Genomic DNA, 22,839 nt, shown 5'->3' with positions numbered 1-22,839 from the left:
AAGGAGGCGCTTTTTGATTTCATATTATCACTAAGTGATGTATTTTATGCAGGCTGCTTATCTTTACATGGATTAGCGGCAGGTGTAACCCAAATTGGACACTGGGTGCACGACTCAGGCTGAGGACGGGAAAAATCTAATGGACATGGCGGTTGTTGAGCTCTCGCGGCTCCAGTTTGCGCTGACGGCAATGTATCACTTTCTGTTCGTGCCGTTGACCCTTGGCCTCTCCTTTATGCTGGTCATTATGGAAACTGTGTATGTGATGACAGATCGCCCGATCTGGCGCGACATCACGCGGTTCTGGAGCAAGCTGTTCGGCATCAACTTCGTGCTCGGGGTGGCTACGGGCCTCACCATGGAGTTCGAATTCGGCACCAACTGGGCCTATTACAGCCACTATGTCGGCGACGTGTTCGGCGCGCCGCTGGCGATCGAGGGTCTGATGGCCTTCTTCCTCGAGGCGACCTTCGTCGGCCTCATGTTCTTCGGTTGGGACAAGCTGACCAAGCGGCAGCACCTTTTCACCACCTTCATGGTGGCTCTGGGCTCCAACCTCTCCGCCCTGTGGATCCTCATCGCCAATGGCTGGATGCAGAACCCCGTCGGGGCCGACTTCAATCCGGCGACGATGCGAATGGAGGTGACCGATTTCATGGCGGTGATCTTCAATCCGGTGGCTCAGGCCAAGTTCGTGCACACGGTGAGCGCGGGCTATGTCACCGCTTCGGTGTTCGTGCTGGGCGTGAGTGCGTGGTATCTGCTGCGCGGACGCCATGTCGGCTTTGCCAAGCGCAGCTTCGCCGTGGCCGCCGCCTTCGGCCTTGCCTCTTCGCTGTCGGTCGTCGTGCTCGGGGACGAGAGCGGTTATGCCCTGACCGAAAACCAGAAGATGAAGCTGGCTGCTGTCGAAGGCATGTGGGAAACCGAGGCCGCGCCTGCGGGCCTGTCGATCTTCGGCATCCCTTCGAACGACCAGCGCGAGACCGCCTATGAAGTCAAGATCCCCTATGTGCTGGGCCTGATCTCGACCCGCAGCCTCACGGGCGAAGTGGCCGGGATCACGCCGCTGGTTGAGGGCGCTGCCACCCGGATCCGCAATGGCCTACCCGCTTATGCTGCGCTGGAGACGCTCAAGCAGAACCCTAAGGATCTTGCCGCGCGCGAGACCTTCGAGCGGCACAAGCACGATCTCGGCCATGCCCTGCTCTTGAAGCGTTTTGTCGATGATCCGCTGGCTGCCACCTCGGCTGATATCGAGAAGGCGGCATGGAGCACCGTGCCCAACGTCCCGGTCCTGTTCTGGCTGTTCCGCATCATGGCGGGGCTCGGCTTTGCCTTCATCGCTTTCTTCGCCTTTGCGGTGTGGATGACCACGGCGCGCAGGTTCGACAAGCGGTGGTTCCTGCGCATCGCGGTGCTGGCTATCCCGCTGCCGTGGCTGGCTGCCGAAGTGGGTTGGGCAGTGGCCGAATATGGCCGCCAACCCTGGGCGATCGAGGGCGTGCTGCCGACCTTCCTTGGCGCATCGAGCCTCACCGTCGGGCAATTGTGGACCACGATTATCGGTTTCACGCTGCTCTATGGCGCACTCGCAGTAATCGAGGTCAGACTGATGCTGGCGGCGATCCGAAAGGGGCCGGAATGCTATGTCCCCTGGCGGCCGGTCCCTGCGGCCACGCCCCGCCCTGCCCCGGCCCGCGCCGATTTCACCGCTGTTCCCGCCGAATAGCGGCTACTTTCCCGAGGAGTTCATCATGCCTCTCGATTATGAAACTCTGCGCGTGATCTGGTGGGCCCTGATGGGCGTGCTGCTGATCGGCTTTGCCCTGAGTGACGGGTTCGATCTCGGGGTGGCCTCGCTGCTGCCTTTCGTGGCCCGGAATGATCTGGAACGCCGGCAGGTGATCAACACCGTCGGCGCCACATGGGAAGGGAACCAAGTGTGGTTCATTCTCGGCGGCGGAGCGATCTTTGCAGCCTGGCCCTATGTCTATGCGATCAGCTTTTCGGGCTTTTACCTCGCCATGTTCCTGGTGCTGGCGGCGCTGATCCTGCGTCCGGTCGGTTTCAAGTATCGCTCCAAGCGGCCCGATCCGGGCTGGCGGGCGCGCTGGGACTGGGCGCTGTTCGTGGGCGGCTTTGTGCCGGCACTGGTGTTCGGGGTCGCGGTTGGCAATGTGCTGACCGGCGCGCCGTTCCGGCTCGATGACACGATGCGGGCCTTTTATGAAGGCAGCTTCCTCGGGCTGTTCTCGCCTTTCGCGCTGCTGGCGGGGCTGGTGTCGGTGGCGATGCTGGTGCTGCATGGGGCAGGCTGGCTGGCCATGAAGCTTGAGCCCGGCCCGGTGCGTGCGCGCGCCATGCGGTTCGGCACCTGGGCTGCCATGGCGGTGATCGTGCTCTATGCCGCAGGCGGGATGTGGCTGGCCTATGGCGATCTCGGGTTCGCGATTGCCGGCGCGGTTGATGCCGCCGGGCCGTCCAACCCGCGCCTGACGGGCACTGTGCTGTCCGCCGGGGCGTGGCTGAACAACTACGCAAGCTACCCCGCGCTAATGGTGCTGCCGCTGCTGGGGCTGATGGGGCCGGTTATTGCTCTTATCGGCATCAAGCGCCGCAATGACGGCCTGATCTTCGCCGGCTCATCCGCGGCCAATGTCGGTATCATCGGTTCGGTGGGCGCGTCGATGTTCCCCTTCATCCTGCCCAGCTCGATCGATCCGCAATCGAGCCTGACGGTCTGGAACGCGTCGTCGAGCCATCTGACGCTGTTTGTCATGCTGATCGTCACCGCGGTCTTCCTCCCGCTGGTGCTGCTCTACACGGCATGGGCTTACAAGGTGATGTTCGGCCGGGTCAGCGAAGAGGAAGTCTCGCTCAACCCCGATTTCTACTGAACGAAGCGCACAAGGAGATTGGCCATGTGGTATTTTGCCTGGGTTCTGGGACTTGGCCTTGCCGTCGGCGTCGCCGTGCTCAACGGCATCTGGCACGAGTTCCACAGCCTGCCCAATGAAGACGGCCTCGAGTGAACGCGACTGAGGCCTCTGCCAGCGCTTATGATGCGCTTGGCGGCGAGCCGATGGTGCGAGCCGTCTGCGCGCGGCTCTATGAACTGATGGACATCCTGCCCGAAGCCAAAGCGTGCCGCGACGTGCATCCGCCATCGCTGCAACGGGCCGAGGAAAAGCTCTATGAATTCCTGACGGGCTGGCTGGGCGGTCCGCAACTCTACCGCGAAAAATACGGCCACCCGCGCCTGCGACAACGCCATCTGGTTGCGCCCATCGGGCCTGAGGAAATCGCGGGGTGGCTCGCCTGCTTCCACCGGGCTTGGGACGAAAATGTGCCAGCCTCACCGCTGGCCGCAAACCTGTCGCAGCGTATCGACGCGCTGGGTTGTCACATGGAAAATCTCCAGCAGCGCAGTCAGGCAGCCTCAGGCTGTCCGTTCGGGTCAATTCCGGAACCCGTGAAAGGCGACATTCGATGACAAAGACCCAGGGCAACCTGATTGTCGTCCTACTCGGCGCGATTCTGGCGATGCTTGCCTTCGCTGCGTTCTGGCCGGAAGTCGTGACGCCCGAAGCCCATGCTGCAACAGACGCCGCAACAGGCAAGGCAGCAGAGGACGCCGACCCCCGCGAAGCGGTGGTGCTCAATCCCGAGCAACGCCAATTCGCGCTGCGTCAGATGCGCGAGCTGCTGGTGACGCTCCGCAATCTGGACGAGGCCCGATCCGCCGATGATCGCAGCGCCATGGCCCGGCTCGCGCGCGAACAGGGGCCAGGGGCCAACCGCGATCATCCGCAGGGGTTTCACGAAGCGCTTCCGGACGGCTTTCGCGCGATGAGCAAGCGGATGCGCCAATCCTTTGCCGGCATGGCCACCGATCTCGAAGCCGGAAATCTTGCGGACTACGAGGCCAAGCGGTTGCAAGCGCTCGACACCTGCATCGGTTGCCACGAATCCTACCGCTTCAGCGAGAAGCGATAAGTCGTGCGGTCCCTAGCGGACGAGGCCGGACTGCGGTGTGTTGGAAGGATCGCCCAGCGATACTCCGCCCACGACCGTCCCATAACGCGAGAAGGGCGTATCCTGGTAGAGAGTGCGGGTTGCCTTTGCGCTGCTTGTGAAACGCGGGTCCTGCGGGCGAGTCTTGCCGTCGATGTAATGCGCCACATCCCATGCTTCCTGCACGGTCAGGCTGCCCTCGTTCCCTTGCGGCATATTGGCGCGGATAAAGGCGGCGGCCTTGTCGATCCGCGCCATGCCTGCACCCCAGTTATAGGACCGCGCGCCCCACAGCGGAGGATAGGCCGGGCCGCCCGCGATTTTCTGGCCTGCACCATCGGGGCCGTGGCAGGCGCTGCATTTCTGCCCGTAAACCATGGCCCCGCGCCGATCGTCCGGCGCCTGCTCGGGCGCATCGATCTCGGGAAACCCGCGCCCTGGCGGCGACATTCCGCTCGGCAAACCGCGCGACATGAAGGCGGCATAGCTTTCGATCGCGATCAATTCGCGGCTCCCCAACGGCGGCGGGGTGCCATTGAGGCTGTAGAGGAAACAATCCTGCACCCGCTTCTGAAAGGTGTTGATCTCGCCATTCTTGGCCCGAAACGCGGGGAAATTGACGAACGCCGCCCACAGGGGCGCGGCTCCGGCTTTGCGCCCCGCATCGAGATGGCAATTGCTGCACACCAGGCCATTGCCGACATATTGCGGCGCATGGTTCGCCGTGTCGGTCATCAGCTGCTCGCCGAACCGGACGGCATCGCCATAGGCGTCCTTGGGCGCGTCGGCCGCCGACGGAGGTCTGAATGCCCCGGCGGCTTGCAATTGCACCGGAAACGAGGGCGGTTCGGAAGGCGAAGGCGAGCCCAGCCTGTCAGCCACCACGAACAAGCAAGCCGCGCCTGCGGCTCCAATCATCATGCCGACAAGAAGTTGCCGTCTCACCGCCAAAGATCCCGAAGATGTGCGATCTTCTTGTTCCAATTCATCTGACCGAGGGTCATGATAGGCCAACGGCTCACTCGCAGCTACAGGGATGGACTGTTTCCATGATCAAATCTCTCGCCCTCCTCGCAATGATCGCATCCGCGCCTGCCATCGCCCAGACATCAGCTCCGCTGATCCCGGACTATGGCAAGTTTGCAGAGATTGCCGATCCGTTCGAGGCGGTCGATCCCAGCCTGCGTTACCGGATCGTTTTCGACGTGTCCCAGCCTGCGCGCAAGGCCGGCGAAGTGCATCAGGGGCTGGAACGGGTCGCGCGAATGGTGAACCTGCTGGCACGGCACGGGGCAGCGCCGCAGGCCGGGGACATCGTTGTCACAATCCACGGCCCGGCGGCAAAATTCACCCTGAGCGAAGCCGCCTTCGCCAAGCGCTTTGAGGGCGAGACGAACCCCAATGCCGAACTGATCCGGCAATTGACCGCCGCGGGAGTCAGCGTTCGGCTGTGCGGACAATCGATGGCTGCCAATGGATTTGCGCGGGAAGAATTGAACCCGGACGTGCGGGTCGATGTCTCAGCGATCACCACCATAGCGACCCTGCAGCTCAAGGGTTATGCCATCATACAGGACTGACGCTCGCACCAGAGCGCGAACCCGCCTGTTGTCAGTCAGCGCACTGGCCGCGTCACTAGCATGGCACCGCGCAGGTCACCGGCGGTAAATCCGGTTGCGCGGTCATTGGGGTAGCTGGTGGCAATAGCCGCTTTGACCTCTGGGGCGATGCTGGCTCCGTGGCACTGCGAACAGGGCTGATCTTTCATCGGCAGGGCCCGCATGAACACCTCGCGGTTACCGATGGTGGCGGTCACGACGTGCGGCTTTCCGGCGCGCAGGGGCTCACGCTCGAGTTGCTGGTAGAGCGCATCGAGGTCGGCGGGCACAGCATTGTCAGGATTGCGGTTGCGGCGCGCAATACGGCTGACGGCAAGATCTCCTTTGCTGGACAGGTCCGCTGCGATGGCAGGCGCGGCTGATTGGCACACCCCGATCGCCCCCACCGGGCCGACCTGTTTGATCGCTGCCGATAGCTCCGCCTGAAGGTTCGCCTGATAGGTATCGGCCAACTGCGCCGCCTCTTGCACGAATGCAGGATCCGGACTTTGCGCCTGCTCCGAGGCGCAGCTTGCAGCCATTAGTCCGAGGGCCGCCAGCATGAGAATGCGCTTCATACCTTGGGCTCCTGTTGTAGCGGCCGAGTGGCATCCGGGGGTGTGGCGTAGTTTTCCAAAAAAGGGTGCACCGCCGGACGGGGGTTGGGGTATTGTCCGGCAGTGCACAGGGGAGAGAGCCTTAGTCGACAGCAACCATCCGCAGATAAGGTTTGATCGTCTCGAAGCCCTGCGGGAACATCTCCTTCGCCGTTTCATCGGGGATAGACGGCGGGATGATCACCTTGTCGCCCGGACGCCAATCGGCGGGGGTCGCGATGCGGGACTTATCGGCCAGCTGCAGGCTGTCGATGACGCGCAGGATCTCGTCGAAATTGCGGCCCACGCTCATGGGATAGGTCATGGTCAGACGAATCTTCTTCGCCGGATCGATAATGAACACCGAACGCACCGCCGCCGTCTCGGACTGATCAGGGTGGATCATGTCATAAAGCTTGGCGATTTCCAGATCAGGGTCGGCCACGATGGGAAAACGCAAGGTCACGTTTTGGGTCTCGTCGACATCCTTCACCCATTCGAGGTGCTCCTCGACCGTGTCAGTGGAGAGGCCCAGCGGCTTGCAATTGCGCTTGTCGAACTCGGCGGCGAGGCGTGCGGTAGTGCCCATTTCGGTCGTGCAGACCGGAGTGAAGTCAGCCGGGTGGCTGAAGAAGAACACCCAGGAATCGCCAGCCCAATCGTGCAGGCTGATGGGGCCGGTCGTGGTGTTGACGGTGAAATCCGGGGCGGTGTCGCCGATGTGCAGGCTCATGATGTGTGCTCCTTTGCTTGGGTGCAACCGCTTTAGCAGGGCGCGCGATTCGGAGATAACTCAATTACTCGTTTATTGAAATCGAATTTTCACAATATCAGCAAGTAAGCAGCTTTAACGCGCGGTTCGCCCGAACTCTCCCCGTATAGCGGGGGGCGTGGGAGAGGATACCACACTTTCAATATTTATTATTCTGTAATTGAAGGAGGGCTTTCAGATCAGTCCGCGAGCTGCCATTGGATCTAGATCGCCAGGTGTCTCGCCCGTATCGTGCGCCAGTTCGGCAAAGGCGCTGTCCTGCGAGAGAAAGACCTTGCCCGACAGGTCGTGCAGCAGGTGGCTGCGCTGCAGGCGGTCCATCACCGGGCCCTTCACCTCAGACAGGTGCAGTTTGATACCCCCATCAGCGAGACGGTGATTGATCGCCTCAAGGCTCTCCAGCCCCGAGGCGTCGATGGCGTTGACCGCGCTTGCCATCAGCACCACGTGGCGCAGGGCCGGGCGTTCGGCGACCTGTTCGAGGACATATTCCTCCAGCCAGCGGGCGTTGAGATAGGTGAGGCTCTCATCGACGCGGATGGTCAGCAGATGCGGCAGGGTAAGGACCTTGTGACGCTCTACATTGCGGAAGTGCTCCGTTCCCGGCACCCGGCCGACGATGGCGGCATGCGGACGGCTCGCACGCCACAGATACAGCAGCAGGCCGACACCGACGCCCGCGATCACGCCCATCTCCACCCCGGCCACCAGCGTCACGGCGATGGTCGCGGCATGGGCAGCGAAATCCGCCTTGGAATAGGCCCACAGCAGGCGCGGGGTCTTGAAATCGACCAGACTGAGCACCGCAACGATGATCGTCGCGGCAAGCGTCGCATTGGGCAGATTGTAGAGCAACGGCGTCAGGAACAGGCTGGCGAGCGCGATGCCGATGGCGGTGAAGGCACCTGCCGCCGGAGTCTGCGCGCCCGCGTCGAAGTTCACTACCGACCGGGCAAAGCCTCCCGTCACCGGATAGCCGCCTGACAGGGCGCTGGCGATGTTCGAGGCGCCCAGCCCTATCAGCTCCTGATCCGGCACAATCCGCTGGCGGCGCTTGGCGGCCAGCGTCTGCGCCACCGACACGCTCTCGACAAAGCCGATCACCGAAATCAGCAGCGCGGGCACCCACAGAGCCTCGATCAGGGCAATATCCGCCGACGGGAGCATGAAGGGCGGCAAGCCTTGCGGAATAGCGCCGACAATCGAGACGCCCCGCGCCTGCAACCCGAAGCCAACGACCGCCAGAATCGACAACGCCACGGCCACCACTGGCCCCGCCTTCGCGCTCATGTCGGCAGCGCGCGGGCTCAGTCCGAGCTTTTGGAGAGCAGGCTTCAATCCCTTCCTCACCCAGAACAGGAGCAGCGTGGCAGGGATACCAATGGCGAGGGTCGCAGGGTTGATGTTGCCCAGATTGCTGGCAAGCCCGTGGAGCATCTCAGGCCAGGTCTCACCCCCGGCCTTCACGCCCAGAATGTGCTTTAGCTGGCTTGTGGCGATCAGCACGCCGCTGGCCGAAATGAACCCGCTGATGACGGGGTGCGAGAGCAGGTTAGCAAGGAACCCGAGGCGCAACAGCCCCAGCACCACCAGCATCACACCCGAGAGTGCCGCGAGCGTGATGGCCGCCTCCCAGTATTCCGCTGTTCCCGGTGCCGCGACCGCTCCCGCGGCGCTCGCCGTCATCAGCGAGACCACCGCGACCGGACCGACGGCGAGCGTCCGGCTCGTGCCGAAGATCGCATAGGCAAACAGTGGCAGGATCGAGGCATACAGGCCGACCACCGGCGGAAGACCGGCGAGCATCGCATAGGCAAGGCTCTGCGGGATCAGCATGATGGTGACGATCACCGCCGCCATCAGGTCGCTGGTCAGCGCAGGACGATCATAGGTGCGGCCCCAATCGAGGATGGGGAAATAGCGTTGGAGCATTGTCTGTGTCTTTATGTTGCGATCAGCCCGCCGGGTCCGGCGAGCCATTCGCGCCCCTTGAGCATCCCGTTCCAGTAGATCCACGGCAGCGCATCAGCCTTGAGCATCCATGACAGGCGGGCGGGCTTGGTGCCGTCTACCAGCCATGTCGGAAAACTCGGCGCGAGCTTGCCGCCATAGGCAAACTCAGCGAGCACGATCTTGCCGCGCTCAACCGTGAGCGGGCAGGAGCCATAGCCATCGTAGCCGGCGGTCGGCCCCTTGCCATCAAGCTGCCTCAGCGCATTGACGGCGACCACAGGGGCCTGCTTGCGCGCGGCCGCAGCCGTCTTGGCATTGGGGCTGGATCCGCCATCACCTAGGCCGAACACATTGGGATAGCGCACATGTTGCAACGTGTGCTGATCGACGTCTGTGAACCCACTGGCGGCGGCAAGCGGGCTGTCGGCCACACATTGCGGCGCGACCTGCGGCGGCACGACATGCAGCATGTCGAACGTGGTCGTCACCTCGCCATCGGCGGTGGCGAAGGTGGCCTGACGGGCGGGGCCATCCACAGCCACAAGGGTGCTGCCGAGCTCGAGATTGATGCCGTATTTTTCGACATAGCTCATCAGCGCCGGGACATAATCCGCCACGCCGAACAGCACTGCACCGGCGGTGTGGAACTGGACGTCAATATCACCCAGCACGCCCGCACGGCGCCAGTGATCGCAGGCAAGATACATCGCCTTTTGCGGCGCGCCGGCGCATTTGATCGGCATCGGCGGCTGAGTGAAAATCGCTCGCCCACCCTGCATCTGCTGCACCAGGCGCCAGGTGTAGGGAGCAATGTCCCCGCGATAATTGGAGGTGACGCCGTTCTGCCCGAGGGTTTCGTTCAGCCCGGCGATTTTCTCCCACGCCAAGCGGATACCGGGGGCAACAACCAGCACATCATAACGCAATGTGCTGCCATCCTGTAGGGTAACCTGGTTATCATCAGGCTGAAAGCTGGCCGCGGCCTGTTTGATCCAGATAACCCCCTTGGGCATGACAGAATGCATCGGGCGGGTGGTGGTAGCGACATCGAAAACGCCGCCACCCACCATCGTCCATCCCGGCTGATAGGCGTGCGTTTCAGCCGGCTCGACAATCGCGATGTCGAGGCCCGAGCGGCGTTTCAGCATCGAGGATGCCGTGGCGATCCCGGCTGCGCCGCCGCCGATCACGACGACGGTGTGCTTGGTGTTGGTCATGTCCTCTCCCTCCCTCAGTGCGCAACTCTAGCCGCTCGCTTCCATCCGTTCAGCGAGTGCCGACAGGTCATATCCGGCAGCGTCGGCGTGGCTGAGCCGCTGGGCCACGCTCAGGCCGTGCACGTTGGCGAGCGCGTCGAGCGTCGCGGCGCGTGTGCCGCTGCGGCAATAGGCGAGAACCTTGCCGTGCGTGCCGCGCCGGATCGCGCCAAAAGCCGCGACCGCAGCAGGCGGAAAGATACCGCCTGCGACGGGCAAGTGATGGAAGGCGAGGCCTGCATCCTGCGCCGCCGCGCGCATGGCATCGAGCGTGGGTTGACCCGGCTCCTCGCCATCGGGGCGGTTGCAGATCACAGCCGCAAAGCCTTCTCCGGCCAGTGCGGCGAGGTCCTCGGGCTGCATTTGCGCTGCGACAGCAAGGGTATCGTCGATAGTTTTGAGTTCCATCAGCCCTGTCCTTCCAAAAGGCGCACTGCCAGCATTCCGGCGAGCATCGCGGCCACAAAGATCGCCGCCGATGCGGGCGCAATTGCGAGTGCAGCAAAGCCCGGCCCTGGGCACAGGCCCGCGATCCCCCAGCCAATCCCGAACAGCGCCGAACCACCGATAAGGCGCGGGGTCAGGTCGTTGCGATCAGGCAGCGAAAACGCATCGGCAAAAGCTGGGCGCAGCATCCGGCGCTGTGCGGTCCAAGCAATTGCCATCACCAGCACCGCCCCGCCCATCACGAATGCAAGGGTCGGATCCCACGCGCCAAACAAGTCCAGGAAGCCGCGAACCCGCGCAGGATCGGTCATCCCGCCGATAGTGAGCCCGGCACCGAAGATCGTGCCCGCAGCGAGGGGGATCAGCAGTTGGCGCATGTGCGCAGACCAATCAGACGATAGAGCGGGCAGAAGGAGACGAGGCTCGTCACCAAGAACACCCCGGCGATTGCATAGGCGATAATCGCCGCAGTGCCGGTCAGCACTCCCGTCCCTGCCAGCGAGATGGCAATGATCGCGGCGATCAGGCGCAGGGTCTTGTCGAGAGCCCCCATGTTCTTCTGCATGTCCAATTCCTCCTCAGAACGCCGCGTTCATCAGCGCGACAGTGGCAAAGCCGGTGACCATAAAGGTGGCCGTGGCAACGAGCGAGCGCTGCGAGAGCCGGCTCATCCCGCACACGCCGTGTCCGCTGGTGCAGCCTGAGCCGAGCCGCGTGCCGACACCGACGATCAACCCAGCGATCACAAGCGTAACCGGCGCGGCAAAGCTGGGCGTCGGGGCACCGATCAGACTCGTTACAACAAGCGCACCAAAAGGCAGGCCGATAACGAAGGCCCAAGCCCCAGCGCGAGGCATCGAGCTGTCCGCCAGCCCAAAAGCGCGGGCCGCGATACCGGACACCCCGGCGATCCGCCCTACCCCCAGCAGCATGATTGCCGCCGCCAGCCCGATCAGCACCCCGCCCGCAAGACCGGCGAGCGGCGCCGCATCAGGGAACCCCGGCAGGTTCATACCGCGTTGACCGGGATCTTGAGGTAGGTGACCCCATTCTCGTCAGGCGGCGGCAGGTGCCCGGCGCGCATGTTGACCTGCACCGAAGGCAGGATCAGGCGCGGCATATCGAGCGTTGCATCGCGCGCCTCGCGCATAGCCACGAACTCGTCCTCGGTGATGCCGTCATGAGCGTGGATGTTGCCCTCACGCTCGGCAGCCACCGTGGTCTCCCACACATAGGTGGTGCGACCCTTGGGGAGATAGTCGTGGCACATGAACAGCCGGGTTTCGGGCGGGAGCGAAAGAATACGGCGCAGCGAACGGAACAGCTGGCGTGCATCGCCACCGGGAAAATCAGCGCGCGCGGTGCCGTAATCGGGCATGAACATGGTATCGCCCACAAACACTGCCTCGCCCACGACATAGGCGATGTCGGCAGGAGTGTGGCCCGGGACATGCATGACCGTAACCGGCAAATTACCGATGGTGAAAGTGTCACCATCATTGAAGAGTGCATCGAACTGCGATCCGTCACGTTCGAAATCAGTGCCGGCGTTGAACAGCTTGCCGAACACGTTCTGCACTGTCGTGATCTCCGCACCGATCGCGATCTTCCCGCCCAGCTTCTCCTGAAGATAGGGTGCGGCCGAGAAATGATCGGCGTGAGCGTGCGTCTCTAGCAACCAAGTCACTTTCAGATTATGCGAATTGACGTAGTCAATCACCTTTTCAGCCGACAGGGTCGAGGTGCGGCCCGAGTTGGGATCGAAGTCCAGCACCGAGTCGACAATTGCCGCCTCCATGGTCTCCGGATCGTGAACAACGTAGGTGACCGTGTAAGTGGCGGGGTCAAAAAAGCTTGCAATCTCGGGGCGCAGAGCAGCGTCAGAAGCAGCCTGCAGAACCTGTTCAGCCGCCGCCTGAAGCGCAACATCAGCCTGAAACATGACATTCCTCCTATTTGATTTCATAAATCGTGTATATGTATTGCAATCCTCATGTCAAGTGGTATGAGGACGCCATGAGCCAACCCACCCCAACCGCCCCCGCCAGTGCTGCTCCTTGTGCAGGCCTGCGCATCGGCGACCTCGCGCCCGATTTCGAAGCCCGCAGCACGATCGGTCCGATCCGCCTCTCCGCATTCCGCGGGCGCTGGCTTGTCCTGTTCTCCCACCCCGCCGATTTCACGCCCGTCTGCACCACTGAGTTCGTCGCACTGGCCAAGGAAGCCGCAAGCTTCGCGAAGCGGGACTGCGCGTTGATGGCGCTTTCGGTCGACAGCCTGTTCTCGCACTTCGCCTGGCTGCGCATGATCCGCGACCGCTTCGGCGTGGAGGTGCGCTTCCCCATCGTCGAGGATCCCACGTTGGTGATCGGCCGGGCTTTCGGCATGGTGTCAGCACAGGACAGCGACAGCGCGACAGTGCGCACCACCTTCTTCATCGATCCCAAGGGCGTGATCCGGGCGATGACCTGCTATCCGGCGAACCTCGGCCGCTCGATCCCAGAGATGCTGCGCATCGTCGATGGCCTGCAGGCGATCGACGCCAGTGGCGGCCTCGCGCCGGCCAACTGGCAGCAGGGCGAGGCACTACTCAGGCCCCCGACGCACGATCTGGACGAGGTCTTTGGCGCCGAAGATGCCACGAGCTGGTTCCTCCGCGACACAGGAGAAGAAAACTGATGAGCGAGGATGATCTGATCGAGACGCTGAAGGCTCTTGCCCACCCGCTGCGCTGGCGCATGTTGTCATCGCTGGTCGCTGGCGAACGCAATGTTGGCGAAATCGAGGCGGCAACGGGCATCGGCCAGCCCGGCCTGTCACAGCAGCTCGGCGTGCTGCGCAAGGCGGGGCTCGTCGCAACCCGCAAGGAAGCGAAGCTGGTGTTCTACGCGCTCGCCAACGAGCAGATCGTTGAGACGCTCGGACGTATTGCCGCGCTTGTGCCGGGTGGGAATGCAGCGCCGGACCGCTCGGCGCCCACCGAAATGCCCGCGCCTGGCGTGGCAAACTTCGCTCGCATGTTCTGACCTTCTGCTTCATCGGCTTCGGACCGGCGGCGTGCGCACAAGGACGATAGATGGCATCTCGATCAGAAGAGCGCCGGACTGCCGTGCTCGGGCTGCTTGGCGCCCGAAAAATCGGTAATTCCTTGTCGCACTTGGCTGGATGCGCCTTTGTCGGGCTGGTCTCGGCCACCCCAGCCTTTGCGCAGGATCAAGATATCCAGCAATGGACCCTGCTTGTGTCGCAAAAGCAGGTCGCAGATGACATGGTGGTGCAAGTCGATGTGCAGCCGCGCATGACCAACAATGCGAGCCGACTGGGGCAGTTTCAGTTGAGCCCGTCGATCGGTTACAAAGTCAGCAAGAAAACCACCTTCTTCCTCGGCTACATGTACGTCCACACGGACCCCGTGGATCGCCCGGCCACTAACGAAAACCGAATATTCCAGCACGTCATCTTTCCGGTCGGCAAGATCGGCGAAGTTTCCATCACGGCTCGCACGCGTATCGAAGAACGGATGGTCGTCGGCGCCGAAGATCTCTCGGTACGGTTTCGCCAGCAGCTGCGCGCGCAGATGCGGCTTGGCGACAAGGATGATCCGAAGCTGGTTGTATGGACCGAGGCATTCTACAATCTCAACGATGCAGACTGGGGCCCGCGCGCAGGTTTTGACCGCTGGCGGAATCTGATCGGGGTTGATATTCCGATTGCACAAGGCCTCATGATCGAGCCGGCCTACCTTGATCAGATGGTGTTTCGCCCTGGAAAAGACCGCCACGATCAGATTGCCAGCCTCACATTATCCTATCATTTCTAGCCCCCTGCCCAGCAACGCATTGCGGGCAGGGAGCCATTTGCCGTTCCAGCCTCAGAACTGCGCCGTCAGCCTTGCCCAGACGCCGCGCCCTGCTCCGGGCAGGCGCTCGCCGACCGGAACGTCTGACGCGCCCACCCGGCTGCGTCCGGCAAGGTACGGGGCATAGCGCTCGTCCAGCAGGTTCTCGACGCCCGCCTCGATCGCCAGCCCTTCGGCAAAGGTATAGCGCGCGAACAGGCCCACGGTGGCATAACCATCACCGGGAAGCTCGCTGTTGGTGAGCGAGACGCGGTTCTGGTCAGCTGCGGCGAACACCTCGGCCCCCAACGACAGATCGCCGGTGGCCCATGTTGCCGAGAGCCTGAGATTAGCGGGCGGGATGCGATAGAGATCATCGGCGATGTCGCGCCGCTGGCCGCGAACGAAGCTCGCCGTGCCCGCCAGTTCGAGGCTGGCGAGCGGGCGGACCACGAAATCCAGATCGGCACCGTACAACTCGGCATCGGTATTACGGAACATCAGCGGGGTAGTATCGCCGCTCATGCTCGCCACCATCTCGACCGGCGAATTGATGACCCCGGGCGTGGCATCGAAGGGCGTGCCCTGGATGAAGTCTTCGATCCGCCGATAATAGACCGTCGGGCGCAGCGTCAGCCAGTCATTCGCGAAATCGAACCCGGCCTCGGCAATCCACGCGACTTCGGGCTTCAGGGTCTGGTTGCCGACATAGATATTGCCATCGGCGAGGCCAAAGCTGGCCTCGGTCGGCAGCCACGCGAAGCGTTCGAGCACGCTCGGCACGCGGGTCTTGCGCGCAAGGGTGAGGCGCGGGACGAGTGCGCCGCCCTCTATCCAGAGGCGCGCCACGGCATCGACCGTGGTATCGTCAGCCTGCCGCCCGGAGGCGATGAAGGCTGCCGCCAGCCCGCGCGGCCCCATCGGCACGGCGGCGCCCAGTTGCGGGGTGCCCGCCGACTGCTCGATCCGGTCGACCCGCCCGCCGAGCTCGAACTGCGCCGAGCCGGAGCTGCCGCGCCATTGCAGGTAGGCCCCAATGCGGTCGGAGCGCACATTGGGCTGGGAGTCGATGAAGAAAGCAGCGTTGGTGGGGTTGGTGATGGTCACAAAGCGATCAGTCAGCTCCGCATCGGCACCTACTTCGAGATAGGCGCGGCTGCTGCCTAAACGCAGCGCGGCTTCCGCTGTCATGGTGTCAGCTTCGGCAAAGCTTGCACGTGCCTGTGCCGGAACCGCGCGCGGCTGACGCAGGGTCTGGTTGTCCATCAGGTGACGCACTGCGACATGCCCAAATCGCACTGTCAGCCCCACGTCCTCGGCGATCTGGCCCCGAAAGCCGCCCTGCACGAAGTCGGTGTCGAAATAGACCATGTCGAGCGCGAACGGCGGGTTGCCCGAGGGGTCCGTTTCGCTGCGGCGATATTCGACGAACAGCTCGCCCGCGCCGGTCTGAAAGCCCGCATGGACACCGTAGAGATTGCGCTCGAACGATGTGCCGACCGCCGTGCCGCCGGGGAAGCGGTAATCCTCGCCCTGCTCGCGACTGGCGACGAGGCCGAAACGCCACTGATTGCTCGCCAGCGCGGCAAGGGCGCCGACGGCATAGCTGTCGTCAACGCTGCGATACTGGCTTGCGGCGCGCATTTGCGGCGAGAGGCTGGCACTATCGGTGAATTGCGCCTGCACCAGCTCGGCATTGATCGCCCCGCCGAGCGACGGCCCCTCGGCCACCGGCGCGACGCCGCGGGCGACGTCAATCCGTTCGACAAGGATGGACGGCGCGTAGTGCAGCGGCGGGTCCATCGCATTGGGGCCGCCGGTGGCAAAGCGCTGACCGTTGATGCGTCCCAGCACGCGCTCGCCCGCAAGGCCGCGATAGCTGAGCTGGCCGGACAGCGCGCCATTGCCGAAGATGTCGCCCCCGGCCACACGCGCGGCAATCGCGGCCGCATCGGCAGGGAGCGCAATCTGGCGCGGTGCGGCGACAGCATCGCTGGCCATCGTCTCACGGCGCTGGGCGGTGACGATGATGGTGTCGGTGAGGGTGTCCTCGCGGCTTTCGGGTGTGGTGCCGTGCTCTGCCAGCGCGGGGCAAGCGATGGAGAGTGTGCACCCGGCGAGCAGAGTAGTTCGAAGCAAATGAGAGATCTTCATGGTTGATCCGTCCTGTTGGGGAAATGAGAGTCAGCCCACCAGGCGCTTGAGCTTGGCGAGTGCGCTGGGATCGGCTTCGTCGTAGGCGATGATCGACTGGAGCTTGCCGGATGCGTCCATCAGATAGACGCTGGCGGTGTGGTCGATGGTGTAATCCGCGCCCGCGTTGGTCGGGACCTTCTGGTAGAATGCGCGGTAGGCCTTCACCGCCGCGTCGACCTCCTTGTCGGTTCCGGTTAACCCGAGGATCGGGGTACCGAACAGTTCGACGTAGCGGCCGATGTCCTCGGGGCTGTCGTAGCCCGGATCGACCGAGACGAAGACGATCCGGAACTTGTCGCCGTCCGGGCCGAGCTGCTTCCTGAGTTGCGCCATGCGCGAGAGCGTGGTCGGACAGACATCGGGGCAGCGGGTGAAGCCGAAGAAGATAGCGAAGGGTGTGCCCTTCAGGGTCTGGTCGGTCACCCGCGAACCATCGGGCGCGGTGAGCGCGAAGGGCCCGCCGATCAGATTGGCATAGCTCGCCTGATCGCCCTCCGGCGGCGTGCGGTCGGGGGCGATCATGGCGACGAGGCCGATCCCCACCACCAGCACCACAACGCCCCATAGGGCAAGGCGCAGGGTCTTGAGCCCTTCGGCCTTGCGCTCGGGCGAGGGTTCATCCTCGAGCTCGGGAAAAGGATCAGCCATGGGGCTTATCCTCCTCGCCTTGCTTCATGGCGGGGGCCATGGTTCCCGCAGCCCAGACCTCGAGCTCGGTCTCGACGGTGCCCGCGCCCTCGAACGTGAGCGTCAGCGGCACTGTGTCGCCAGCCTTCAGGGGCTGCTTGAGGTCCATCAGCATCACGTGGAAGCTGCCCGGCTTGAGCGTCACTGCGCCGCCCGCCGGCACCTCCAGCCCCTCTTCGAGCTGGCGCATCCGCATAACGTCGCCCTCCATCGTCATGGTGTGGATCTCGACCCGCCCCGCCACCGGCGTGATGCCGCCCGTCAATCGGTCGGCGGCGGTGCCGGTGTTGGCGATGGTCATGAAGGCCCCGCCCGCGTTCTGGCCTTGCGCCGTCTCGCGCGACCAGGGTTCGGTGACGGCAATGCTGCTGGCGGCGGTTTCGGCAGCGCCGGGAGCATCGGCTTCGGGCGCAGCGTTGCAGCCTGCGAGGAGGGCGGCGGAGCCCAGCAGGGCGGCGGCAAAAGAATGACGGATCATGGCAAGGTCTCCAGGGATTACAGGGACAGGCGCGCGCTGCCTCGGCGGGCGGTGGCAAGTTCACGGGTGATGAGATCGGCGACAGCGCGGCGCTCATCGAGGCCGAGGCAGGTCGCGATCTCGATGCGGCGGGTGCGGTGTTCGAGGAACAGGCGCAGGCGCGCAGGCACCGCATCGTCGATGACGAAGCGCGTTGCAGTGAGCGGCCAGTCGACGGTCTCGTGCGCAAGGCTGCGCCACAGCAACCGCCCGCCATCGAGGGCCAGCCACTCGGTGGCGGGCCGCGTCCGGCGGTGCCAGTCGAGAATGCCGACCAGCAGTGCCATAGTTCCGATCGCAAAGCCGGGCACCAGCCACTGGCCCCGCAGCGCAGGCAGGATCGCCATCGCCATGAACACGGCGATCAGCACGGTAAAGGTGACGCGCGCGTCCTGCGATAGGTGCGAGCGGTTCTCCTGCAAGTGCAGGATCAGCCCGCCATGATCGACGCGCTGCGCGGGATGGCCCGCGTCTGGCTGCCCTGAGGGGCAGCTATGAATGGCATACATGGAAAGAAGCTCCGACAGCCCGCCGCGCCGCAAGGGCGCAGAGCCGGGCTTACCGACACAAGGGGTTCAGTGTGTCAGACGGTAGCTGGCGGCCCGCGCAGTTGCGGGCGCAGGAAAGGAAGGTCGCGCCGGGGCAGCGCAGGGAGCGGGGCAAGCCCGGTCAGCAGGATGAAGGCCAGCGCAGCCGCCAGCAGCAGCGGATCGGCCCCGCCGAGCGCAGAATGGCCGAGGCCCGAGAATGCGCAATGAGTCGCCTTGGCGCCCGCATCGGAATGATCGCCGCCCGTATCCTGCTTGCCCGGAATGGCGATCTGCATCTGTTTGGGGGTCCCGCTCGCATCCGAACAGATCGTCACCGTCAGAAACCGGTCACCGCCCGCCCACAGCATGAACCCCGCCGGCACCAGGGCCTTCACCGCCAGCGCAAGCGCCAGCAGCACCAGCGTCAGCCGGGCATGGTCACGGATCAGGGTGCGAAGGCTGGTCATTCGAGATGCCCATAGCGTTGCGGGGACCGTATGTCACGATACGGTCGATGCACAGGCTGTTGCGAAGCGATCAAATGGCCGCGCCTCGACCGATCAATACCCGCCTGGGAAAGGCATCTTGGTAGGGACCATTGCCGGATGGTGGTGGCGGGAATGGGGTCGGTTTCTGAATGTCAGGAGTTTTTCAGAAGCGAGGCAAAACCGCCATGCCGCTTTCTGGATCGCGGCGCAGCCCCGTTCATGGCGGCAGCTGGGTGGATAGCGGAAGGGCGGCTTTTCCGCCGCTCTTTGCCGAGACGCGCCTCGCCGATGAGGGCTAAAAATGAGAATTTTCCGTTCGACCGGTATAAATATGATGTTGATGCCCGAGTACGAACCATCTTTTGCTGGGCTTCATTTTTACGACTGTATCGCGGAGATCGTAACTGTTCGTCTGTGTTGAGATACCCAATAGACGGTGCCTCATTCCCCAAGGGCTTGCAGAAACGATCACTCCTGTATCCCGAAGCACCGGCGGAGTTCCGGTACCAATACCAGCCTGAAATCCCCACTTGCGATAGACAAGCACGCCGGGGATGGCCTTGGACGCATCCAGGTGACCATCGATGATATCGAACGTGCGGGTCTCCGCCGCGCGCTTGGCACAGGCTCGTGATTGCATTGCCTTCAGCCTGTAATCCGGATTCTTATAGTCCGGCACGTAGGGGCCGTTCTCGGAGATCGTAATGCCCGAAATGATAGCTCCGCCATCCTGCGAGTTGAACGGCAGGTCGCTCATCCGCGGAACGCCGACCATCAGGTCATAAATGTATCGACGAGGGCAATCGGCATAGACGAAGTCGGGATCGCCAACCCATCGCCCCATAATGTCGGAAGCTGTTGGCCAGACTGATACATCCTTTGTCTCGTAGTCCGGCTCAGGCTCGGGCTTGTTCCGTACGTCCTCAAGCCGGAACCCTATGCGCTGCGCGTAGTCGAGGTATTTCGTCCACCACTCCTCGACACTGTCGATTTCCGTGATCGTGTAGGCGGCATAGCGGGGTCCATTGCCGTGATACCCCTCGCGATCGTAGCCTTTGAGGCGCTCTTCCATAGAGACCCTCTTGGCCCGCTCCGGATCCACCCACGGGTTGGGCGAGAACGGCTCGAACGGCGGCGCAGACAGGATCTCGCGCACGTTCTCCGGGATGCGCCCCACCTCCCACAGCGTCAGCGTGCCCTTGGCATTTTTGAACCGCGCCTCGGGATGCAGGTAATAGTCGCGCGAGATGTAGGATTCCATGCGCTCCGGATCGCGCGACCGCTCCGACCAGATGACGAGCGGCATGACATCGAACGATCCGACCTTCTCCCACCCACGTACCATTTCGAGATCGCCGTCGGCAGCAGTGACGAAGGCGCGATTGCGCCGGCACATGTCGGGCACGCGCACCACCACCCGGCTGCCATCGGCAAGATCGACACCGGCGGTTTTCGGATAGGCCTCGGTCACGGCAGAATTGGGCGATTGCCCGAGGAAGCCACCGGAAATGTACGTGGTGGTGCAGGTCACCATCTGATCGATCTTGACCCGCTGCGAGCCGTAGTCCGCCTCGAACTGGACCCGGTACCACATCGCCTGCGGCCCGGACGCCGCCTTCTCCGCCTTGTCCAGCCAGTCGTCACCGAACAGGCTGCAGCCAGCGGTGAGCGCGGCAAGGCACAATGCGGCGAGGCGCAGGAACAAACCGGACAGTGGTTGCGACCCCACGACGACCCCCTTGAAGACCCTAGAGGCCTACAATGTCACCGCTTTTTGTGAACGGCAAGTTACCGGCCGGAGGCGGCGCGGTTGATGACCGCAATGGGGTCGATTGCTGAACGGCAGAAATTTTTCACGATCAGGGCAAAGCCGACATGCCGCTTTCGGTGTCGCGACTTGGCCCCGCTCATGATCGCTCATGGGCGGGAAGGCGAATGTCTGCTATCGTTGACCGACGCTCGAACCATAATGTCCCGCGTAAACCCGCCCGATACCGAGATGATTTCGTCGAGCATGGCCTGAGGGCGATGGTTCAGTCATCGTCCAGCAACTCGGCCGCGTAAGCGGGGGTCAACCAGGCTTTGGCGATGTTGGTGATCTGGATCATCAGTCCTAGGATGAACAGCCCCGCGGCTTCCCATTCTTGCGAGCGGTCGGGATACCACATCCCTTGATCGGCAAAATGCCCTAGTAGCACGGCCCATAGCCCCGCCAGCACGCAGGGCACAAAGGCACCGATGCCCAAAGCCTTCCAGAAAACGGCCCGCTCGCGTTCGTCGCGCGGGGCCTTGCCGCGTTGCTGGTACTCCACGGCACCCGAGTAAGCGCTTGAGGAGATCATCGCGACGAACACCAGCCAACGGCCGCTCTGCCCTTGTACAGTGAGAATGAGGCCTACGATACTAGCAGCCATGAACACAAGATTACCAAAAATCGCAAGGCGCCTGGCAATTCCAGTCGCCGCATCCTGGCCGGTCACGGCAAGAGCGACCCTATCCATGCCGGTGACCACTCCATTCTTTCCATAAGCCATCATTCGCGTCCCTTCTGCAACGTCTGCGAAAGCGAGGGGAACGGTTCGAACGAGAACAGTAGTTCGACCGAAACGCCGAACAGTTCGGCAATCGACAGCGCCAGTTCAAGGCTGGGCTTGTAATCGCCACGTTCAAGGAAGCCGATCGTCTGGGGATTTACCCCGACGGCTTCCGCAAGCTCGCGTCGGCTCATCCCAGCATCAGCTCGAAACATTGCGATTCGATTGTGAATTTCCCTCGACATGGCGATCTGATATATGAATTGTTGTGATAACGCAACAATAATATGAATCTCATAAATGACGCCTGTGCGGAGCTGGCTTGTGCCGACGCTCGTGTTGCCCGGGCGGCACATTCGCCCGATCACTGTGCAAGCTTGGCAACCAGGTGCCGTCCGTTTCGGGGTCGTTTCCTGAATGTAGTGTTTTGGCGAGAAATGCGTCGAATCTGCCAGGCAGGTTTATAAGGGCGCAGGTCCTGAGGACTGCCACAAAGGCAGGATCAGCCGGCGACCGCCCTTCCCTCGCAGGCTGAGCATCATCGGATAGCAACGACCTTGGTTTTGACGGCATCGGCTACCGCCTTCCAGCTCTGGTCGCTGGTCCATGCCGGAAGACCGTCACGCTGCGCCAGCGCAAGGCAGAAGCGGTCGCCGAGCGATAGCCCGTGATCGGCAGTGACCGCTCGCAATCGCCCGGCCATTTGCGCCAAGGCCTTGTCGGTCGGCACAATCGTCATTGGCAGTGGGTCGAGCATCGCGTCGACCTCACGCTCGGGCATGCCAAGATGGATGAAGTGGGTGACCACCTCGGCGTAGTTGATCGTGCAGATCCGGGCGTCTGCTATGGCGGCGGCAACCTTGTCGGCGCCCTTCTCCCCTTTCAGCATGGCAATGAGGGCGGAGGCGTCCAGTACGATCTCGCTCACTCGCCGCTATCCTCGCGGCGCTTGGCCAGGAATGCTTCGACCGACGCTTCTGGGTTTCCTTCGGTGTACTGCTTCGCCAAAGCCTGAGCGCGGGCAACAGCCTGTGCGGCTGTTCGTAGCACGAGACCATCCGGCGTCTCATCCAGATAGACCGCGCCGCCGCCGACGAGCCCGAGTCGCTTTCGGATGTCCGCTGGGAGGCTCATCCGGCCGTTTGGCGTGATGTTGACTTGGACTGTCATGCGGGCTCCCACTCCTGCTGAATTGGTCGAGGACAACACTCTAGCCGGAGAGCCCCTGAAATTCAACAAAATGCAAACTTAGGCACAAGTGAGCAAATTAGCCACATGAGCACCCGCGTGGCATAGCTACCTCAATGCGTCTCAACGAGCGGTTTCCGCCATCAGAAGCACTCCTCTGCAACAGCAATGGAGCTTTGCCGATGGTTGTTCGAAAGGGATCGCTCACCGGACACATTCTGG

General features: G+C 63.0%; 27 protein-coding genes and 1 pseudogene. 9 read left to right on the top strand and 19 right to left on the bottom strand.

The features are described from left to right. The first annotated feature begins 139 nt into the window (after positions 1-139). Genes B5J99_RS19355 through B5J99_RS19335 form a run of 5 tightly spaced genes read left to right on the top strand, consistent with a single transcriptional unit; the run spans position 140 to position 3,999 of the window. A complete protein-coding gene (locus B5J99_RS19355) occupies positions 140-1,732 on the top strand; it encodes a cytochrome ubiquinol oxidase subunit I (RefSeq protein WP_117353818.1) in 1,593 nt (530 codons plus the stop codon). 25 nt (positions 1,733-1,757) lie between these two features. Then, the gene (gene cydB / locus B5J99_RS19350; protein ID WP_117353816.1) at positions 1,758-2,900 is read left to right on the top strand and encodes a cytochrome d ubiquinol oxidase subunit II; all 1,143 of its coding nucleotides are present in this window, start codon (positions 1,758-1,760) and stop codon (positions 2,898-2,900) included. Between the two features lie 24 nt (positions 2,901-2,924). Then, positions 2,925-3,035 (top strand): cytochrome bd-I oxidase subunit CydX, encoded by a 111-nt coding sequence (cydX, locus tag B5J99_RS19345; RefSeq protein ID WP_117353814.1) that lies wholly within the window; start codon positions 2,925-2,927, stop codon positions 3,033-3,035. Between the two features lie 50 nt (positions 3,036-3,085). Continuing rightward, a complete protein-coding gene (locus tag B5J99_RS19340; RefSeq protein WP_117353865.1) occupies positions 3,086-3,496 on the top strand; it encodes a globin domain-containing protein in 411 nt (136 codons plus the stop codon). Continuing rightward, positions 3,493-3,999, top strand: a complete 507-nt coding sequence (locus tag B5J99_RS19335) for a cytochrome c (protein ID WP_117353812.1) — start codon at positions 3,493-3,495, stop codon at positions 3,997-3,999. Before B5J99_RS19340 ends, B5J99_RS19335 begins: the two co-directional genes overlap by 4 nt. A gap of 12 nt (positions 4,000-4,011) precedes the next feature. Here B5J99_RS19335 and B5J99_RS19330 read toward each other — a convergent pair whose 3' ends face one another. Then, positions 4,012-4,902 (bottom strand): c-type cytochrome, encoded by an 891-nt coding sequence (locus tag B5J99_RS19330; RefSeq protein ID WP_245991956.1) that lies wholly within the window; start codon positions 4,900-4,902, stop codon positions 4,012-4,014. Positions 4,903-4,979: 77 nt separating this feature from the next. On the opposite strand from B5J99_RS19330, the gene B5J99_RS19325 reads away from it, so the two are divergent. Further along, positions 4,980-5,597 carry a DsrE family protein gene (locus tag B5J99_RS19325; RefSeq protein WP_162892727.1) on the top strand — a complete coding sequence of 206 codons (618 nt, stop codon included), beginning with the start codon at positions 4,980-4,982 and terminating at the stop codon, positions 5,595-5,597. 35 nt (positions 5,598-5,632) lie between these two features. Here the strand turns inward: B5J99_RS19325 and B5J99_RS19320 are convergent, their stop codons facing one another. The 8 genes and pseudogenes from B5J99_RS19320 to B5J99_RS19285 form a co-directional block, all read right to left on the bottom strand. After that, a complete protein-coding gene (locus B5J99_RS19320; protein WP_162892726.1) occupies positions 5,633-6,193 on the bottom strand; it encodes a c-type heme family protein in 561 nt (186 codons plus the stop codon). Positions 6,194-6,314: 121 nt separating this feature from the next. Then, positions 6,315-6,944, bottom strand: coding sequence for a peroxiredoxin (locus B5J99_RS19315; protein WP_117353808.1), 630 nt, complete (start codon positions 6,942-6,944; stop codon positions 6,315-6,317). 213 nt (positions 6,945-7,157) lie between these two features. Further along, positions 7,158-8,915, bottom strand: coding sequence for a SulP family inorganic anion transporter (locus B5J99_RS19310; protein WP_117353806.1), 1,758 nt, complete (start codon positions 8,913-8,915; stop codon positions 7,158-7,160). Positions 8,916-8,926: 11 nt separating this feature from the next. Further along, positions 8,927-10,600 (bottom strand): annotated as a pseudogene (locus tag B5J99_RS19305) (bifunctional protein tyrosine phosphatase family protein/NAD(P)/FAD-dependent oxidoreductase). Continuing rightward, on the bottom strand, positions 10,600-11,016 hold the full coding sequence (locus B5J99_RS19300; protein ID WP_117353805.1) for a DUF6691 family protein: 417 nt from the start codon (positions 11,014-11,016) through the stop codon (positions 10,600-10,602). Before B5J99_RS19300 ends, B5J99_RS19305 begins: the two are co-directional and overlap by 1 nt. Further along, on the bottom strand, positions 11,001-11,204 hold the full coding sequence (locus tag B5J99_RS19295; protein WP_117353803.1) for a YgaP family membrane protein: 204 nt from the start codon (positions 11,202-11,204) through the stop codon (positions 11,001-11,003). Before B5J99_RS19295 ends, B5J99_RS19300 begins: the two co-directional genes overlap by 16 nt. 13 nt (positions 11,205-11,217) lie before the next feature. Then, on the bottom strand, positions 11,218-11,652 hold the full coding sequence (locus B5J99_RS19290; RefSeq protein WP_117353802.1) for a YeeE/YedE family protein: 435 nt from the start codon (positions 11,650-11,652) through the stop codon (positions 11,218-11,220). Continuing rightward, a complete protein-coding gene (locus B5J99_RS19285) occupies positions 11,649-12,581 on the bottom strand; it encodes an MBL fold metallo-hydrolase (RefSeq protein ID WP_117353800.1) in 933 nt (310 codons plus the stop codon). Before B5J99_RS19285 ends, B5J99_RS19290 begins: the two co-directional genes overlap by 4 nt. A gap of 74 nt (positions 12,582-12,655) precedes the next feature. On the opposite strand from B5J99_RS19285, the gene B5J99_RS19280 reads away from it, so the two are divergent. From B5J99_RS19280 to B5J99_RS19270, 3 genes are read left to right on the top strand one after another with little or no spacing between them, the layout of a single operon-like run. Then, positions 12,656-13,318, top strand: coding sequence for a peroxiredoxin (locus B5J99_RS19280; protein WP_117353859.1), 663 nt, complete (start codon positions 12,656-12,658; stop codon positions 13,316-13,318). Next, complete coding sequence (locus B5J99_RS19275; protein WP_117353798.1) at positions 13,318-13,665, top strand: ArsR/SmtB family transcription factor; 348 nt, start codon at positions 13,318-13,320, stop codon at positions 13,663-13,665. Before B5J99_RS19280 ends, B5J99_RS19275 begins: the two co-directional genes overlap by 1 nt. Positions 13,666-13,715: 50 nt before the next feature. Continuing rightward, the gene (locus B5J99_RS19270) at positions 13,716-14,459 is read left to right on the top strand and encodes a DUF2490 domain-containing protein (protein ID WP_117353796.1); all 744 of its coding nucleotides are present in this window, start codon (positions 13,716-13,718) and stop codon (positions 14,457-14,459) included. Positions 14,460-14,510: 51 nt separating this feature from the next. Here the strand turns inward: B5J99_RS19270 and B5J99_RS19265 are convergent, their stop codons facing one another. The 10 genes from B5J99_RS19265 to B5J99_RS19220 form a co-directional block, all read right to left on the bottom strand. Continuing rightward, positions 14,511-16,616: a TonB-dependent receptor plug domain-containing protein gene (locus tag B5J99_RS19265; RefSeq protein WP_162892725.1), complete on the bottom strand. Its 2,106-nt coding sequence runs from the start codon at positions 16,614-16,616 to the stop codon at positions 14,511-14,513. Positions 16,617-16,661: 45 nt separating this feature from the next. Then, entirely contained in the window at positions 16,662-17,321 is a 660-nt protein-coding gene (locus tag B5J99_RS19260; protein ID WP_245991935.1) for an SCO family protein, read from the bottom strand. Next, a complete protein-coding gene (locus tag B5J99_RS19255; RefSeq protein ID WP_117353793.1) occupies positions 17,314-17,838 on the bottom strand; it encodes a copper chaperone PCu(A)C in 525 nt (174 codons plus the stop codon). Before B5J99_RS19255 ends, B5J99_RS19260 begins: the two co-directional genes overlap by 8 nt. Positions 17,839-17,855: 17 nt before the next feature. Next, positions 17,856-18,386 carry a DUF2244 domain-containing protein gene (locus B5J99_RS19250; protein ID WP_117353791.1) on the bottom strand — a complete coding sequence of 177 codons (531 nt, stop codon included), beginning with the start codon at positions 18,384-18,386 and terminating at the stop codon, positions 17,856-17,858. 74 nt (positions 18,387-18,460) lie between these two features. Then, entirely contained in the window at positions 18,461-18,874 is a 414-nt protein-coding gene (locus B5J99_RS19245; protein ID WP_117353789.1) for a DUF2946 family protein, read from the bottom strand. Between the two features lie 316 nt (positions 18,875-19,190). Continuing rightward, positions 19,191-20,624, bottom strand: coding sequence for a hypothetical protein (locus B5J99_RS19240; protein ID WP_162892724.1), 1,434 nt, complete (start codon positions 20,622-20,624; stop codon positions 19,191-19,193). A gap of 304 nt (positions 20,625-20,928) precedes the next feature. Then, a complete protein-coding gene (locus B5J99_RS19235; protein ID WP_117353785.1) occupies positions 20,929-21,432 on the bottom strand; it encodes a hypothetical protein in 504 nt (167 codons plus the stop codon). Next, entirely contained in the window at positions 21,429-21,674 is a 246-nt protein-coding gene (locus B5J99_RS19230) for a helix-turn-helix transcriptional regulator (RefSeq protein ID WP_117353856.1), read from the bottom strand. The genes B5J99_RS19235 and B5J99_RS19230 overlap by 4 nt, the downstream gene beginning before the upstream one ends. 293 nt (positions 21,675-21,967) lie before the next feature. Continuing rightward, positions 21,968-22,357, bottom strand: a complete 390-nt coding sequence (locus B5J99_RS19225; RefSeq protein ID WP_117353783.1) for a type II toxin-antitoxin system VapC family toxin — start codon at positions 22,355-22,357, stop codon at positions 21,968-21,970. Next, positions 22,354-22,599, bottom strand: coding sequence for an AbrB/MazE/SpoVT family DNA-binding domain-containing protein (locus B5J99_RS19220; protein ID WP_101794840.1), 246 nt, complete (start codon positions 22,597-22,599; stop codon positions 22,354-22,356). The genes B5J99_RS19225 and B5J99_RS19220 overlap by 4 nt, the downstream gene beginning before the upstream one ends. Positions 22,600-22,839 lie beyond the last annotated feature (240 nt).

It is taken from the genome of Blastomonas fulva (genome assembly GCF_003431825.1).
Taxonomy (GTDB): Bacteria; Pseudomonadota; Alphaproteobacteria; order Sphingomonadales; family Sphingomonadaceae; genus Blastomonas; species Blastomonas fulva.
The sequence above is the reverse complement of the archived record's forward strand: the minus strand, read 5'-3'. Positions and strand labels throughout refer to the sequence as shown.